Raw genomic sequence first — 15694 nt, forward strand, 5'->3', positions numbered from 1 at the left:
AAATCTTGTCGTCAAAAAGGTTCCTTAGACCATTGCTGGAACAGGACAAGCCGATGGATAATAGAAGGAATAAGCTAGAAGCCTATGAGCCGAAAGGAATGATGGAATGCTTGCATTTCGTTTGACGGGCCTGCCGGATTCCCGGTTGCCGCTGTACCTGTATTGTGTGGGCACGCAGGAAGAGAAAGTTCTGCATAGACCGGATGGTTTTCCGGTGTATCAGTTGTTTTTGTCAGGCGGCGGTGAAGGGCAGTTCAGGCTTCCGGGAAAAGGGACATGGACGATGGGAGCAGGGCAGGTATTCATCGTGGAACCTGGGATTGCGCATGAGTATGTGCCTCATTCCAAATCCAAAGGGGAACTGGGTTATATCGGCATTGGCGGTGCATCGGCTGGATCGGTACTTCAAAGCGCAGGTTTGCTTCAGAACGAGCCGTACCCCATCTCCGGTTTTGAAATCATCTGGTCACGGATGACCAATCTCTGGCATGCGCTGGATCAAGGTGCAACGGAGATGTGGAACACATCAACCCTGATCTATCAGCTCATTTTGGATATAGCACAATCCAAAATTCCATCTACTGTCGATACTGTCGATATCGGAAGTGTTAGACCATCTAAGGAACAGGAGAGCACTCTAACACGTTCTAATCGGGAGTCAGATCAGGGCAAGGATGCACTCATCCGAGCAGTAGCATTGATGCATACACATTACCAGGATGACCTGTTATTGAAGCACATCGCTGACGCAGTGGGTTATTCGGTGCAGCATCTCAATCGATTATTTCATCATCATTATGACGTGACAGGACATCAATATATGCAGCGATTACGTTTGCAGAAGGCTTCAGAATGGCTGGACAAGCACCCACGAGCAAGTGTACGAGAGGCGGCAGAGACTGTAGGCATGGAAGTGAACTATTTTATCCGGATGTTCAAGCGGGAGTTCGGAGAGACACCGGGCAAAGGAATCAAACATAGGAACCGGCTCCAAATGGAAAAAGACCTCACGAGTTCGTGAAGTCCCTTAATCGATTATATAACGTGTTATGCAGTTTTCTTTTGTCCAAATAAAGGCCTTACCGTTGCAAGTCCCACAACTCCGATCACTGCACTCACCCACGGAGCCAGTGCAAATACCGGAAGTTTATCACGCAGTGGATACCCTACAAACAGCACGAGTACTACGATGACGATGTAAATGATGATTCCCTTAAGTTTAACCTTAGGTACGGTGTTCTTGTCCGCTCCTTCATCGTCCGGTCGCTCAGCAAGGCGGCGAAGCATCTCCACCAATGCGATCCCACCAACTGCCGCAACGATTAGAGAGAACAGACTGATGTGTTGGAACGGCTCCGTATCTCCGCCAGTCCAACCCACGAACAATCCCACACATCCTTGAATCAACATGACAAAAGACAAAGCCGCCCAAGCAATCATGGCATACCACTTTGGTGTCCGTTTCACAGGCTCTGGATTCTCCGTTGACTGTGGTTCTACAGCGATGGCTTTCTTTTTCGATGAAGCTGATGGACTATTACCACGGGTTGGGCTGGATTTACCCACCTCAACGGCATCTGTCTTCTCCGGTGCTGTATTTGTTATCCCGAGCTGTGCATGGATGTCTTGTTCCAGATCAGGTCCGTATAACTCACGAGCGGGTTTGTTATCCCGCTGAGCCTGTACGATTGCTTTTCCTGCGGAGAGTATCCACTCTTCCTGTGTTCTCTCGTCCGCTGGCGCATGACGTGCAATTGTGCTGATCTCGTCATACAATTTCACATGTTCAGGTGTCATTCGACTCATCTCAGTTATTTGCCGATTCTGTATTTCTTTAAGCTTCTTATAGGAAATCCCCAATGATTGCTCCCCCTGTCTACACACGTTCTGATCTTCCAATTGACTGAAGACCCTGACGGTATTTTAGTATACGGGAAGGGCTCTCGTTTCGCAAAGTCATTCCTTATAAAAAAGCTGCTCATGGTGGACCCATATCCATACACAGGCCAGTATAACGCAGGTGCATAACAGCACCAGTTTACCGTGATGTTGAATCCATTCCAGTAGATGTTCCATGAATTCATTCCTTTCGGCATAAGGACTCCGAGGCATATGCTGCCAATGATTGTTCGTTTATTTTCCCCCGTTCATGTGAAAAAAATCCCTCAGGCCTCCCAGATCTAACGATTGTGTGAAGTATGCATAAAGAGCAGCCGATTCCATCACAATAGTAGCATTTCCAACAGAAATCCAAGATTGGAGTGTGCTTGTTATGGATAAACAAACAGATTTGACGCGGAAGCTGCTACTGAACAGCAACTCCCGTGGAGTGGTGGACGAGGTTGTATCCTTTGAGGAGAACCTGGAGGATACGGAGTATGCAGAAGAGCTGACAGATGGCAATCTGAGGGGAAGAAGTTTCTGGGACAATAGTGATTCGGGGCATGAGCATGAGTGGAATGGACGGGTGGAGACCCACGAGATGTTCCGTAGAAGCTACGAATAACGATCCTGCAACACTTGGTTTGAATTCCAAATGATATCGGGGCCAGCTGTCACCAGTTTGGCTCATTTTTTTGCGCTTATCAACCGATAAAATGTAGATTAGCAGTCAACGTAGAAAGGGTTCTTACTTACGTTGACTTGCAGGGTACGGGATGATAATATATGAATAACATCTTAATACACACTAAACTTATCGGATTATATATATTTAATAAATGGAACTCAACAGGCTAAGCGTGGAAAGGGGAAATCGGTATGGAACGTCAGATCAGTATCCGTCATGGACAGGAAGAATTAACAGCCACCATTCATTATCCGGTTGTGAAAGATATCAAGGAGGGGAAGAGTCAGCAGCGCGTACCTCTGGCAGTCATCTGCCACGGCTTCGTTGGTAGCCGGATCGGCGTGGACCGTTTGTTTGTAAAGACTGCACGGGAGCTGGCTGAAGACGGTTATCTGGTCCTGCGTTTCGATTATATCGGTTGCGGAGAGAGCAGTGGGGAGTATGGAGCGGAGGGACTGGAGTCCATGGTGCTGCAGACCCGTTCGGTGCTGGATTACGCGGTGAATTGCAGTGATGTAGATCCTACGCGTGTTACGCTGATTGGTCATAGTCTGGGGGGTGCCGTTGCATTGCTAACTGCTGTGCGCGACAAACGTGTTAAGAACCTGGTGATGTGGTCCTCCGTGGGTTATCCATTCAATGATATCGTGAAGATTACGGGACGGGAAGTATACGATGAAGGCGTGAAACTGGGTGCGGCTGATTATCTGGGATACAAATTCACACCAACCTTCTTCGAGTCTCTTGCTGAACAACAGCCATTCCAGGAAGCAGTTAAGTTTAGCGGTGATGTTCTCGTCGTGCATGGTACATCAGATGAGATTATCCCTGTAGACTACGCATTCCTGTATCAAAAGGTATTCTGGATGCGTCAGGAAGGTCGTTGCGACAAGGAGATCATCTTCCAGGGCGATCACACCTTCTCTTCAGGTAAAGAGCGGGAACAGCTCATTACGCGTACGAGAGAGTGGCTGGGCGAACGTCAGAAGATCGAGCAGGATTGGCAGCACTGGATGATATAAGTGGCAGGATTACAACTGTTTGGGGATGTCAGCTTGGAAAAGCGCCTTCTTAGGGGTAAAATAGAAGAGTAAGCATTCTATCCGTGTCTGGAGGTTGGCAGCAATGACATTACCCGCACTTTTCATTGCGCATGGTTCTCCCGCTCTGGCGGTGGAGAGCAATGACTACACTCACTTCTTGAACCAGCTTGGAGACAGGCTGCCGGCTCCGAAAGCCATTGTCGTATTTACGGCGCATTGGGATTGTCCTGAACCGTCCGTGACGATGGATGATACACATCAGACCTTGCATGATTTTTATGGATTTCCTTCTACGATGTATACGATGGAATACCCTGCATCTGGGCAGCCAGATCTAGCGAACGAGATATGTGCTTTGTTCACCCGCAGCAATCTGGCACATCAGCCGATTCGTGGCCGAGGGCTGGATCATGGCGTATGGGTACCGTTGCTCCATATGTATCCCGAGGCTAATATCCCTGTGATCGCTGTATCGGTAGACTCGCTGCGTACGCCGCAGGAACAGTATGATATTGGCCGAATGCTGGAACAGCTGCGTCATGATGATGTGCTGATCATTGGCAGTGGTGGAACGGTTCACAATTTACGATTGCTGGGCAATACGGATGAACCGCAAGCGTGGGCGGTGGAATTTGATAACTGGATCGGTGACCGCTTGCAGCAGTGGAACACAAGAGAACTGTTTCAATATGAGAAAAAGGCCCCTCATGCACGCACGGCAGTTCCGTCGTATGGTACAGAACACCTTGCACCTTTGTTCTACGCCATGGGTACAGCGGATATGTCCCGATCCGCGAAGCGTTTATTCCAGTCCTACCCTTATGGAACGCTCAGCTTGAACTGCTGGCAGTTTGGAGACGGCGTGTAACTTGGAACAGACAACAGCCTAATTGTGGTGTTTGAAGCCAGGTGGGTACGGATAACGTGTGTTAATGTATACAATTACAATATATAAACAAAAGAAGGTTCCTGTACACCCTTGATGGGTTAAAGGAACCTTCTTTCAATACGAGGACTTATTTTCATGAAATAGATCTTTATTTGCGGATTTCGAACAATTCACAGTCTGTACGTGAATGATAAGCGAGCTCACTGACACTGGATTGTACAACTACGGTGTTGCTGTCAAAACGGATAATGATGCCACCCGAGTCAATCTGGTGATTATCTTTAAAAACTCGAACCTTATACTTCATATTCATGGCTTCCTGGAAGTCCGCATCGGTCTCAAGACGTCGCTGGGTCGGCATATCGTGTACTCCTTTGAAGTTCAACTTTATTTCATCATAATATGATTTTCTGTGGATGAGCAAGTCAGTGAGGGCATTCAGGCTGATCTTGAAAAGTAAAAAGCCCTGCTCTCCAGGGGGATTGGGAGCAGGGCTGAGAATTCTATGAATGATTGCTTAAGCTGTTTTGTGAGTTGGGCTAATCGTTGGTGTGTCTTTAGGATGATTGCCTTTATTGCGAGTGATCAATCCGCGAAGGTAAGGCAGTACCCAGTTGTCCAGACCGATTTTACCTGCATTTGCACCAGCAACAACAAGGAAGATTTCCATTACAACCAGTTGAGCATTCGTGCTTACTGTTCCCGAGAAGAGGAACGCGAAGTTCATGACCATAGCCATCAGTGCTGCCAGTGTAGTGAAGCAGCCAAGGATGAGACCCAAACCTACAAGGAATTCACCCAAAGGGATAACGAAGTCGAACAGTCCTGCGTTTGGTACTGCGAATTTCTCAAGGAACGTTCCCCACCATGCTTGAACTGCTGGATGATCACCCGTTGTTTTTTCCAGTGCTCCTGCAAGGAACCCGCCAGCTTCGAATCCGCCAGTCAATTTGCTCCATCCGTGAGTCATCCAATCGTAACCGATATACACCCGAAGTACTGTCAAAATCCACATTGCTACTTTGTTTTCTCTAAGCCATTGGTTGAAGCTGAACATATGAACCACTCCTTCATGGAATCTAGTGTGTGTTGTTTTTGTTTTTTCTAAGTGATCACCTTTGATGTCTTTATTGTATAGTTCAAAAGTCGTTTTGTTTGTGATTAAAATCACAATCTAGTTCAAATTTTAAGTAAGGTTTGAGAAGTTCACATTTAGGACATATTTTTCTCGCGATTCGCTGTTTCAAATGTGAATTTCACGCTGTATCAAGGCCTTCTGGGCGCAGACAAATCGGATGGGGTGTGATTAAATGGAAAGAAATACGTGAAATGGTTGCCCACATGAGACATATATCACAACTTAGAACCAGGCCATATCGTTCAGGAGGTCCTATATTGAAGCTTTTTAAATGGAACAAAGCAGCATCGGCTGCATCTCTGTTTATTCTCTCATTAAGTCTTGTTGCCTGCCAAAACCAGGAGGTGGCGCAGATGCCAGTTCAGCCAGAACCGACACCTGCACCTGTACAAGAAGAACAGAACGTGGAGGAGTCCAACACGTCTCTCTATACAGCACCTCTGACAGGTCTGCCTGTAGATGAAGCAATTACACGTCGACCACTCGCCGTAATGATTAATAATGCACCAGCGGCTCGGCCCCAATCGGGTCTAAGTTCAGCCGATATCATTCTTGAAGTTCTCGCTGAGGGAGGCATTACCCGTTTCATAGCTATCTTCCAGAGTGAAGGCGGTGCGGAAACGGTTGGACCCGTTCGTAGTATACGTCCATATCTGATTGAGCTCGGCGAGAGTTATGACGGGGTACTTGTTCATGCCGGAGGCAGTCCGGAGGCGTATTCCATTTTGCAAAGGCAGCAGAAACAGCATATGGATGAAATCTCGAATGGTGGACCTTACTTCTGGCGTTCCTCGGATCGTAAAGCCCCACATAATCTGTATACTTCAGCGGACAAGCTGAGAGAAGGAGCAGATATCAAGGGTTATAGCCATGATTTCAAGTCTCCCGTATACATCTACAACGAAGAGGGTGCGACATCCGCAGGAGAGGCAGTGAAGCAATTCGATATCCATTATTTATTGGATAGTTACCGGGTGACGTATGATTATGATGAAGTTAGCGGACGATATATGAGAATGGTGAATGGCAAGGCAGATCAGGATCTGGATAATGGGACACAACTTGGCGCAGCGAACATCATTGTGGCAGGTGCAGATCACAAGGTGCTTGATAGTGTAGGTCGGTTGTCCGTTAATTTGGAACAGGGCGGGGAAGCCATGTTGTTCCAGAAAGGCAAGATGATTCGTGGGCAGTGGGTGAAGAAGCAAGGGGATATTATACGGTTTGTTCAGGATGGCAGTGAAGTGGCTCTTGTGCCTGGCAAAACCTTTATCAGCATTGTTCCCAATCACCCGGAATTTTCTAGTCATGTGAAGCTGGCTGTGCAGCAATAAAAGGATGTAATGAAAGAAAACGATGAAACATGTATCCATTTTGTCGTCGAAAAGGCATGATATTGTACCTTGGCGTGAAAAGTAGAATCGTGTCGGTTATGTGTTTTGATGTCGAATTGTAAACGTAGTGTAAAATCTTGACTTGAATTTACCATTATTCCAAATAATTAAGATTCATTTCAGATTAATGTGATAAGAATATAAAAAAGGATCACACCTTTTGTACAAACCATGAAACAAATATGATAAGATATCAAAGGTTGTCATTTCATGTTTCATCGGTTATCGGCAATTTTTCTCGTAAAGGGGATAGAGCTATGAAGCTTAAGAAGAAGAAGGATATATTTTTTGAAACACTGGAGAACATGGCAGATACGGTTGTTCAAGCGGCAGATTATTTCTCCCAGCATGTTTCCAACCTTCAGGATGTGACTCTTTTTGCCAATGAAATGAAGAAGTACGAGTCGAAATGTGATGATTACGTGCATACGATCATTACAGAACTCAACAAAACATTTATCACGCCGATCGAACGCGATGATATTATGGAGCTGACAACAACACTTGATGACGTATTGGACGGACTCGAAGCAACGGCTTCCCGTTTCTATATGTACCAACTGACGGATCCGGACGAATTTATCGTTCAGTTCTCTGAAATTTTACGCCAATCGGCTTACGAAATTCAGAAGGCGATTCATCTGCTGTCACAGAAGAAATTGCTGGCCATTCGTGAATACACCATTCGTTTGAATGATCTGGAAAACCAGGGCGACGAAGTGCTGCGCATGTGTATCAAACATCTCTTCGCTACCGTGTCTGATCCGATTGAACTGATCAAGCGTAAGGAAATTTACGAACGTCTTGAGACAACAACGGATGCTTGTGAAGACGTGGCGAATGTGCTCGAATCCATCATTATGCGTAATTCTTAAGGAGCCAGAGAATAATGGAAACAACGATTTGGGTATTAGGTATAGTCGTCTTCCTTGCACTGGCGTTTGACTTCATCAACGGTTTTCACGACACTGCGAATGCCATTGCTACTTCGGTATCAACACGGGCACTAACGCCACGTCGCGCGATCCTTTTGGCAGCGGTGATGAACTTTGTCGGTGCGATGATGTTTACAGGCGTTGCGAAGACGATTGGGGGGAGTGTGACCGACCCCACCACGCTGGATAACGGGATCGAGGTCGTCATAGTCACCTTGATCGCAGCGATTATCTGGAACCTGGTTACATGGTGGTTTGGTATTCCGTCTTCCTCATCACATGCACTTATCGGAGCCCTTGCAGGTGCCGTGCTTGTTGGCGCAGGAGCTGACAAAGTGAAGTGGAGCGGATTCATTGATATCGTCGGAGGTTTGCTATTATCACCTCTGATCGCGTTTGCCATCGGTTATGTGGTCATGACGATTCTCAAATATATTTTCGCCAAACGCAGTCCGCATAACGTGAATAAAGGTTTCCGTACGGTACAGATTTTCACGGCTGCACTGCAAGCATTCACACATGGTACAAATGATGCACAGAAAGCGATGGGTATTATTACGTTTGCTTTGGTTGCAGCAGGTGTGCAAGATCATCTGGAAGTGCCGCTGTGGGTTAAAATCTCAGCAGCAACCGCGATGGCTCTGGGTACATCCATTGGTGGTTGGAAAATCATCAAAACGATGGGTACCAAAATCTTTAAAATTGAACCGATTAACGGATTCGCCGCCGATCTGTCAGCTGCTTCCGTTATTTTCACAGCAACGTTGCTTCACCTTCCAGTTAGTACAACGCACGCGATCACATCAGCTATTCTGGGTGTGGGTTCCGCGAAACGTTTCTCTGCTGTGAAATGGGGACTTGCTGGACGTATCATTATTACGTGGTTCATTACGATTCCGATTACTGCGGGACTGGCAGGATTGTTGTACTGGATCATTTTCTAAAGAGAGAAAGTTATCCCGAACGAATTCTGGATTACCAGACAAACTGTTCATAACTGTGTGAATATCGGGATATGTGGATAAATATACAACCAAAATCAAGAGACGCCTGTGCATGAACGTGTGGACAGGCTGGATATGTGGATAGCCATCCGTGGAATGATAAACCAAAAGAAGATATTCCTGTGGATACAGGGAACTGTGGATAGGGAAATGAGAGAAGCCAACAGGGTTGGCTTTTTTTGTTGTCGAGTTTGAAGGCACCTGTGTACAATAACGTATAGATACAGGACAAGGATGTGATCTGATTTATGATTCGTACACTCGCCATTACACGAGAACATCAAGTCTCCGTTAACGTACCACTTACACAGTTGGATCTGAACGATTACGCCTGGGTATGGGCGGATTTTAACCAGCCAACGGAAGAGGAAAGCCGTTTGCTGGATACATATTTTCATTTTCATCCATTAGCCATAGAGGATTGTCTGCATGTGTTGCAGCGGCCCAAGCTCGATTATTATGATAATCTGCAGTTTCTTGTGCTGCATGCACTGAACCCGTCCACACTGGAAGCCGAGGAGGTTGACTTGTTTCTCGGATCAAACTTCCTAGTGTCTTTTCATCATGGCGTATTGGAGGAAGTGGATGAAGCGTGGGAACGGTTGTTGCACCATGCACATGAACGAACCATCTGGGCGCGAGGTCCAGTGGCAGCAGCCTATACGGTGATGGACAAGCTGGTCGATCATTATTTTCCGTCTTTATTTGCGATTGAGGATGAACTGGCTGAACTGGAGAACCGGGGTGGACAAGAATCGGTTGAGGACTTGATGAACCAGGTGTTTGATCTGCGGACTCGATTGCTGAAGCTTAGAAGAACCGTAGTACCGATGCGGGATCTGCTCTATCGGGTGGTGAACTCCCAGCATGTGCAGCGAACAGGCGAACACACGGCTTATTTTACCGATATCTATGACCATTTATTGAAACTGACGGATATGATTGAAGCCGATCGGGAGATGACGGCCGACCTACGTGACAGTTATATTTCCCTGAACTCCAACCGGATGAATCAGATCATGAAGACACTCACGGTGATTACGACCGTATTTATGCCGCTCACACTGATTGCGGGTATATATGGCATGAACTTTGCCTATATGCCTGAACTTCAGTGGAAGTTTGGGTATGGGGCGGTGTTATTGTTAATGTTTGTACTTGGAGGTAGCATGGTGGCCTGGTTTGTAAAGCGGGGATGGTTTAAGTAGAGAACGTGACACTTTACTGCTCTAAATGCAGTTCCATCTTTCGGTGATAAGCGCACGCTATTACGAGCAGATCATCAGAAGAAGATTGCATAGTTGAAGCAACGTTTGTTACATATGAAAAGGGCCACTGGACAAGGATCTCAGGCAGGAATGGATTAACCTGTCGGAAGATGATTGCCAGGTGGCCTTTCTGATTCTTCTATTGGAAGTTTTGAAAATAAATGTATCCACATGTGAATAACTATTCCGCAGCAATAAGCTGTGTATAACTTACGATGTCTTCCTGTTACTCCACTTCAAGGATAAAAGAAGTCGTTGCCGCCTCTTTACCATTCACAACAATTGTTAGCGTATGCAGTCCAGCATAGTATTTTCTCGTTGTGATGACTTTGAAAGATTGTTTGGTGGCTACCTTGGTTCTGCCTGTCGGGTACATTTTATCAGAGCATTTGAATCGTTTGGGAGCCTGTTTGCCGTTTGCCTTCATATAACCCATCTCATATTCAATTCGCAGCATCTGTGACTCGCCGCTCTCATTAACGACATCAAACGAGAAATGAAGATCCTCGCCAATGCTAATCGTATCCTGGACAAGCTGAAGCTGCTCAATGTGAATCGAATCCTGCTCGTTATAACCAAAAAGACTTAGTGCTTTGCTATGTCCTTTCTTCAGTAATGACCTGCTGGCATGCCGGACAATCCAGTCGGTGTGTACATGTTGTCCGTACCAGGTCGTGGCCAGATCCATAACCAGTTCAGGGTGGTCCTTGGAGATGTCATTCAGATGATTGGCGACACTTTTGCGAACATAGAGGGACTCGTCCTGTTTCAATGCATGCAGAATCGGAAGTACAGGTGTTGGATCAGTGATAAAGTTCTGGAGTTTGGCACCCCATGGCAAACGTGGCCGGCTGCCTTCACTGGCAAGTCTGCGGATATGCTCGTTGTTGCTCTCTGCCCACGCCATCATATGTTTCATCGTTTGGATTGGATAATGTTTAATAAACGGGCGTACCGCGAACTCGGAGCTGGAATAAGGTGTGAAGAGGGTCAGATACTTCATGGATAACTCGTAATCCTCTGGGTCAAGTCCGTTCACTTCGATAAAATCCGGTACAAAGAGATATTCAACGCCTCTCATATTCGGAGCGGCTTGTTCAATAATATGTAATGCTTCTTCATAATTGTCGGGCAGTACTGAAGTCAAGGCCAGTGTGATTCGGCGAATGCGCGCTTTGAATTCCAACTGTTCCCAGCCTTCAGCAAAAACCAATTCATGAAATTGCTGTGTATCCAGCTTCGGGTAGAATTGACGCAACTGTTCGCCGGTCCGATCGATTAATGCGGGAGTGTATTTGTCTTTGATAAGTTCCATGGTCCGCCTCCTTTAGTTATTATCAAGTATACCTCAAATTGCAGAAATAAGAACATAAGTTCCTGAAATTTTTGATATATTAATGAACGGTGTTAAGGCACCCACCTTCTGTAAGGGGGTGCCTGGATGAATTTAACCTTTGCGACTTTTGGGACGGCGCTTGGTGGTATTGGATTTGCGGCGGACTGGAGTTGTATTGCGGCGACGTGTAGCATTCGTTGTTTTGTTCCGACGTTTGCTTTTACGTTTCCGGGGCGGCGTATATTCTTCATAGTCTGCATCAGCTGCGCTGTTATTCGATTTTCCTTTTCCAAAAGGCAGAATGCCCATAACGAGTTTCATCATCGGAGCCATCTGCTGGATACCACCAACGACCTTCTGCATTTTGCCTATTCCACTCATAATCCCGTCAATTCCGCCGAAGCGGTCAATCATTCCTTTTAACTCACCGATGTTGGCTAACGAAAACCCGGAACTGCCTGTAGCAGCAGGCGCCTGTACCGGAGCAGGGGGAACCACCTGAGCTCCACCTCCATAAAAGTTCCCGCCAGCCACACCTTGCCCATAGGGTACGACTGCAGAAGCTTCGACTTCACCGAAGCCCGGGTAATGGGGTTCTACGCCAGGATACATCGGTTGAATCTGAGTTTCATTTAAAGACCGCGGAACCACACCGGGCGGCATATAGGCAGAAGTATGTGCCTGCCGATGAGCATGAGAAGACGGACGCTGCCCTGGTGCTGGCTGGCGGTGATAATAATGCTGTGGCATGAACGATCACGTTCCTTCTATTGGATTTCGGAATTGCGTTCCATGAGTTGCATGACAGATGTACATCATAGACCCTTGTGGAACTCCCTTTTGTTATACTGTATGTCATTCGCGGAGAGACGGCGTAGGCGGGTATCCCGGAAAACGGGATATTTGCGGATTTGGGCGCATCTATGATGGCAGGTTCACGAAGAGTAAAATGAAGTTTAGACACAAAATTGTAACATTTAGGAGGATTGAAATCCTACATAAGTAATCGGATATATACAGGTGAAAACTGGGAAATAGCGCGCTAAATTCGCCCGATGTACGCGAGGGGAGGACAATAGTACCTTTTGTAAGCGGTAACATGTATTTTTATTCTGTAGTGCGTGAAATCGGTAACGCTTGAAATACCAACTCAGGGTGAGTACAATGTAGGTACACAGTAACCGCTAGGGGATGATGATGAAATGCAGCTGAAAAAGCTAAATGATAAAAGCATTGAACAACTATTCGAGGCTATTTTGACGCTAAAAGATATTGAAGAGTGTTATGTTTTCTTTGATGACCTCTGCACAGTTAACGAGATCCAATCCATGTCCCAGCGGCTGGAAGTGGCTCGTATGTTGGGTAAAGGCAATACGTATAACCAGATTGAAGCAGAGACAGGTGCGAGTACAGCTACAATTTCACGTGTGAAACGCTGCCTGAATTACGGCAATGATGGTTATAAAATGACGCTGGAACGCCTGGGACGCTAACATGAAGAAGCCGGGTGTACTCATCATCAGTCACGGTTCACAGGAGCAGACCTGGGTGGAATCCGTCGATGACGCGATCTCCCGGTTGAATCTGCCTGTTCCATTACCGGTTGAAGCCGGTTTTCTTGAACTTGTGGAAGGACGCCTGATCCAGGACGGTATCGACCGACTGGAAGCACAAGGCGTAACCGATATTCTGGTCGTACCTCTATTTGTTTCGTCCGGGAGTACACATGTGGATGAAATTGAATATGCCATTGGTGCAAAGGAAACACCTGATCGCGAAACGGATCTGGAACCGTTCGATGTGAAGGCTCGGGTTCACTTTGGTTATCCAGTGGATAACGATCCGGATATTGCCGTGATGGTGTGGGACAAAGTCCGATTATTGTCGCAGCAACCGGAGAAGGAAACGATTTTGCTGGTAGGCCATGGGAGTATTCATGATGGTTTTCGCGAGCGTTGGGAAGCCGGAATTTCTTCCCTTGCAGAGCGTGTGCAGGAAGTTAGTGGTGTAGCCCATACGGATTATGCATTGCTGAATCCGGAGAGTGTGTACAACAAAGTGAAGTACTGGAGCGAAGAGCGGGGGAACCGAGTCATTGTGGCGCCGCTGTTTTTGAGTGCCGGTTATTTCACGAGGAACGTTATTCCGGATCGGCTGCAGGAACTGAACTATGTGTACAGCGGTGAGACACTGTTACCACATCCATACCTTGTGCAGTGGCTGGAGCGCCAGATCCAGATTTTGCTGGAGAGATGTAATGAAGTTAAAGTTTCTTCTTGAAATGATTGCTTTGGCATAGGTGTAATCACATCGCTCGCAGTAATGTCGCACCAATTGATTTGAACTCCATAGCTTCATAAACAATCAAACCACGTCGAAGGACGTGGTTTTTGTTTGTTGTAGATCACTTGAAAGAGATTGGGCTATCCATTAATGGGTGCGTGCAATTGCAGATGTAGCTCCAGTAAACTTATTAATTGGTCAACGATCTCCTCGGCCGGATAAGGCATGGAATTCATAATCCACCACTCCAGGAGGCCCACAGCAGCGGAAGCAAGAAACTGTATGGTGATCTCTTTTTTCATACCCTCCTGAATGCCACAGGCATCCATCTGTTCCTCCACTCCCTGGACCAACAATCCCATCAACTTACTACGGAATGCCGGAATACCTTTTTTGGTTAGAAGTGTAGTATAGGTAGAGGCATGCTGTTCCAGATAACGGAAAGTTCTGAGCAGCGCATCCTTGGCTGTAACGGGTGTTGTAGTAGAGCTTTCGATCATACAGGCATCTAACAACTGCTGCAAATAGGTCTCAATGCATTGATCCAACAGGTCGAACTTGTCAGCGTAATGCAAATAGATGGTTCCTCGATTTACATTAGCCCGATCAGCAATATCGTTTATCGTAATTTGCTCAAAATCCTGTTCCTCCAGTAACCCCACAAAAGCTTCAATTATCGCCTTTCGTGTCTTGAGTACTCGTCTGTCCATGGCCCCTCCTATGATGGTTTTCAACAATAAGGAATCATTCGTTGATTATTCAACAAAAACGGATATTTTAACGATTGAAGCACAGTAGGTGCTTTGTTACTCTTATTTTATCAACAAATGTTGATAAAACAACGATTATTTATAAACTATGAAATTGAGGGATAACCAATGAAGATATTAGTGTATGGTGCGGGGGTTTTGGGCAGTCAACTGGCACAGGTTCTGGTGCGCGGCGGCAATGATGTTACTATTCTGGCTAGAGGGAAGCGGGCAGAGGAGCTGGAGAAGGATGGAATCGTCATCCGGCATATTTTTCAATTCAAAACGACAGTTGATCAGGTTCGGGTAGCCAGAACGTTGGAAGTGGATGACCAATATGATCTGATTTTTGTTGTCATGAAATATAACGATTTCCCTTCAGTGTTACCTATCCTGGCAGAGAATCAGAGCAGCAATATTGTGATTGTGGGAAACAACGCAGATGCACGGAGCATGCAAAACTTTTTGGAGGAAAACAGCAGGGTAGCAAAACAGGTCGCGTTTGGATTCCATGTGAGTGCAGGGAAGCGGGAAAAGGACCGCATGTTATCGGTCGGTGGAGGCAGCGGACAAATGGTGATTGGAAGTCTGGACGGAGAGATAAGCTTTAAACCTTTGCTGGATCAAGCTTTCCAACATGTGAAATACAAGTTAAATGTTCTGAGCGATATTGATGCATGGCTGAAAAGCCATATCATCCCCATTCTGATGCTTAATGCGGTGAGCTTTAATGAGCAGTATGAGTTAAAAAAACTGGATGGCAACAAGCGGCAACTTGTGCATATGATTGAGGCGATGGATGAGGGTATCAGCGTACTGGAGGCTATGGGTATATCGGTTATACCAGAGATTCAAGGCAGATTGATTCGTAAACATAAACGCATGTTGTATCTATTATTGAAAATCTATAGCCTTCTTCCGATGCATAAACTTTTAGCTGGTGTTTTTGGTGAAATCGAAGCGTTAAGTGACGCATTCACGGATTGGAAAAAGACAACAGGCACCCCGACTCCCCATTGGGATGTATTGAAAAGAGATTTTACTCGCCTTAAATGAAGTGTTGCTCATTCCCTGCATACCGACTAC

At 46.3% G+C, this 15694-nt stretch carries 17 protein-coding genes; 11 read left to right on the plus strand and 6 right to left on the minus strand.

Features of this window, described 5'->3' with window-relative positions; translation table 11 throughout:
• Positions 1–106: 106 nt before the first annotated feature.
• Entirely contained in the window at positions 107–1021 is a 915-nt protein-coding gene (locus V6669_RS03805) for an AraC family transcriptional regulator (RefSeq protein WP_338590835.1), read from the plus strand.
• 26 nt (positions 1022–1047) lie between these two features.
• Here V6669_RS03805 and V6669_RS03810 read toward each other — a convergent pair whose 3' ends face one another.
• Positions 1048–1860 carry a hypothetical protein gene (locus V6669_RS03810; protein WP_338590837.1) on the minus strand — a complete coding sequence of 271 codons (813 nt, stop codon included), beginning with the start codon at positions 1858–1860 and terminating at the stop codon, positions 1048–1050.
• 412 nt (positions 1861–2272) lie between these two features.
• Here V6669_RS03810 and V6669_RS03815 point away from each other — a divergent pair, with 412 nt between their 5' ends.
• The 3 genes from V6669_RS03815 to V6669_RS03825 all read left to right on the plus strand — a co-directional run bounded on the left by V6669_RS03815 (position 2273) and on the right by V6669_RS03825 (position 4480).
• Entirely contained in the window at positions 2273–2506 is a 234-nt protein-coding gene (locus tag V6669_RS03815) for a hypothetical protein (protein WP_133387380.1), read from the plus strand.
• 254 nt (positions 2507–2760) lie between these two features.
• Positions 2761–3591, plus strand: coding sequence for an alpha/beta fold hydrolase (locus tag V6669_RS03820; protein WP_091038809.1), 831 nt, complete (start codon positions 2761–2763; stop codon positions 3589–3591).
• A 103-nt stretch (positions 3592–3694) separates the two neighbouring features.
• A complete protein-coding gene (locus V6669_RS03825) occupies positions 3695–4480 on the plus strand; it encodes a class III extradiol ring-cleavage dioxygenase (RefSeq protein ID WP_338590840.1) in 786 nt (261 codons plus the stop codon).
• 169 nt (positions 4481–4649) lie between these two features.
• Here V6669_RS03825 and V6669_RS03830 read toward each other — a convergent pair whose 3' ends face one another.
• Positions 4650–4862, minus strand: a complete 213-nt coding sequence (locus V6669_RS03830) for a hypothetical protein (RefSeq protein ID WP_017690673.1) — start codon at positions 4860–4862, stop codon at positions 4650–4652.
• A 156-nt stretch (positions 4863–5018) separates the two neighbouring features.
• The gene (locus tag V6669_RS03835) at positions 5019–5558 is read right to left on the minus strand and encodes a DoxX family protein (RefSeq protein ID WP_338590843.1); all 540 of its coding nucleotides are present in this window, start codon (positions 5556–5558) and stop codon (positions 5019–5021) included.
• A gap of 338 nt (positions 5559–5896) precedes the next feature.
• Here V6669_RS03835 and V6669_RS03840 point away from each other — a divergent pair, with 338 nt between their 5' ends.
• The 4 genes from V6669_RS03840 (at position 5897) to corA (ending at position 10180) form a co-directional block, all read left to right on the plus strand.
• Positions 5897–6973 carry a DUF3048 domain-containing protein gene (locus tag V6669_RS03840; protein WP_338590845.1) on the plus strand — a complete coding sequence of 359 codons (1077 nt, stop codon included), beginning with the start codon at positions 5897–5899 and terminating at the stop codon, positions 6971–6973.
• A 317-nt stretch (positions 6974–7290) separates the two neighbouring features.
• Positions 7291–7908, plus strand: a complete 618-nt coding sequence (locus tag V6669_RS03845; RefSeq protein ID WP_076215091.1) for a DUF47 family protein — start codon at positions 7291–7293, stop codon at positions 7906–7908.
• Positions 7909–7922: 14 nt separating this feature from the next.
• A complete protein-coding gene (locus V6669_RS03850) occupies positions 7923–8912 on the plus strand; it encodes an inorganic phosphate transporter (RefSeq protein ID WP_124118567.1) in 990 nt (329 codons plus the stop codon).
• A 308-nt stretch (positions 8913–9220) separates the two neighbouring features.
• Positions 9221–10180 carry a magnesium/cobalt transporter CorA gene (corA, locus tag V6669_RS03855; protein WP_036668386.1) on the plus strand — a complete coding sequence of 320 codons (960 nt, stop codon included), beginning with the start codon at positions 9221–9223 and terminating at the stop codon, positions 10178–10180.
• Positions 10181–10466: 286 nt separating this feature from the next.
• Here corA and V6669_RS03860 read toward each other — a convergent pair whose 3' ends face one another.
• Both V6669_RS03860 and V6669_RS03865 read right to left on the minus strand, forming a co-directional pair.
• Positions 10467–11555, minus strand: coding sequence for a DNA alkylation repair protein (locus V6669_RS03860; RefSeq protein WP_338590850.1), 1089 nt, complete (start codon positions 11553–11555; stop codon positions 10467–10469).
• A 132-nt stretch (positions 11556–11687) separates the two neighbouring features.
• Positions 11688–12326: a tyrosine protein kinase gene (locus tag V6669_RS03865; RefSeq protein ID WP_133387375.1), complete on the minus strand. Its 639-nt coding sequence runs from the start codon at positions 12324–12326 to the stop codon at positions 11688–11690.
• Positions 12327–12778: 452 nt separating this feature from the next.
• On the opposite strand from V6669_RS03865, the gene V6669_RS03870 reads away from it, so the two are divergent.
• Positions 12779–13069: a YerC/YecD family TrpR-related protein gene (locus V6669_RS03870; protein ID WP_017690665.1), complete on the plus strand. Its 291-nt coding sequence runs from the start codon at positions 12779–12781 to the stop codon at positions 13067–13069.
• A 1-nt stretch (position 13070) separates the two neighbouring features.
• Positions 13071–13856 carry a CbiX/SirB N-terminal domain-containing protein gene (locus V6669_RS03875; RefSeq protein WP_338590853.1) on the plus strand — a complete coding sequence of 262 codons (786 nt, stop codon included), beginning with the start codon at positions 13071–13073 and terminating at the stop codon, positions 13854–13856.
• Between the two features lie 143 nt (positions 13857–13999).
• Here V6669_RS03875 and V6669_RS03880 read toward each other — a convergent pair whose 3' ends face one another.
• Positions 14000–14569 (minus strand): TetR/AcrR family transcriptional regulator C-terminal domain-containing protein, encoded by a 570-nt coding sequence (locus V6669_RS03880; RefSeq protein WP_091038820.1) that lies wholly within the window; start codon positions 14567–14569, stop codon positions 14000–14002.
• Positions 14570–14737: 168 nt separating this feature from the next.
• Here V6669_RS03880 and V6669_RS03885 point away from each other — a divergent pair, with 168 nt between their 5' ends.
• Positions 14738–15664 carry a 2-dehydropantoate 2-reductase N-terminal domain-containing protein gene (locus V6669_RS03885; RefSeq protein ID WP_338590856.1) on the plus strand — a complete coding sequence of 309 codons (927 nt, stop codon included), beginning with the start codon at positions 14738–14740 and terminating at the stop codon, positions 15662–15664.
• The last annotated feature ends 30 nt before the right edge of the window (positions 15665–15694 follow it).

The sequence above is a fragment of the Paenibacillus sp. Y5S-9 genome (genome assembly GCF_036894235.1).
Classification (GTDB): Bacteria; Bacillota; Bacilli; order Paenibacillales; family Paenibacillaceae; genus Paenibacillus.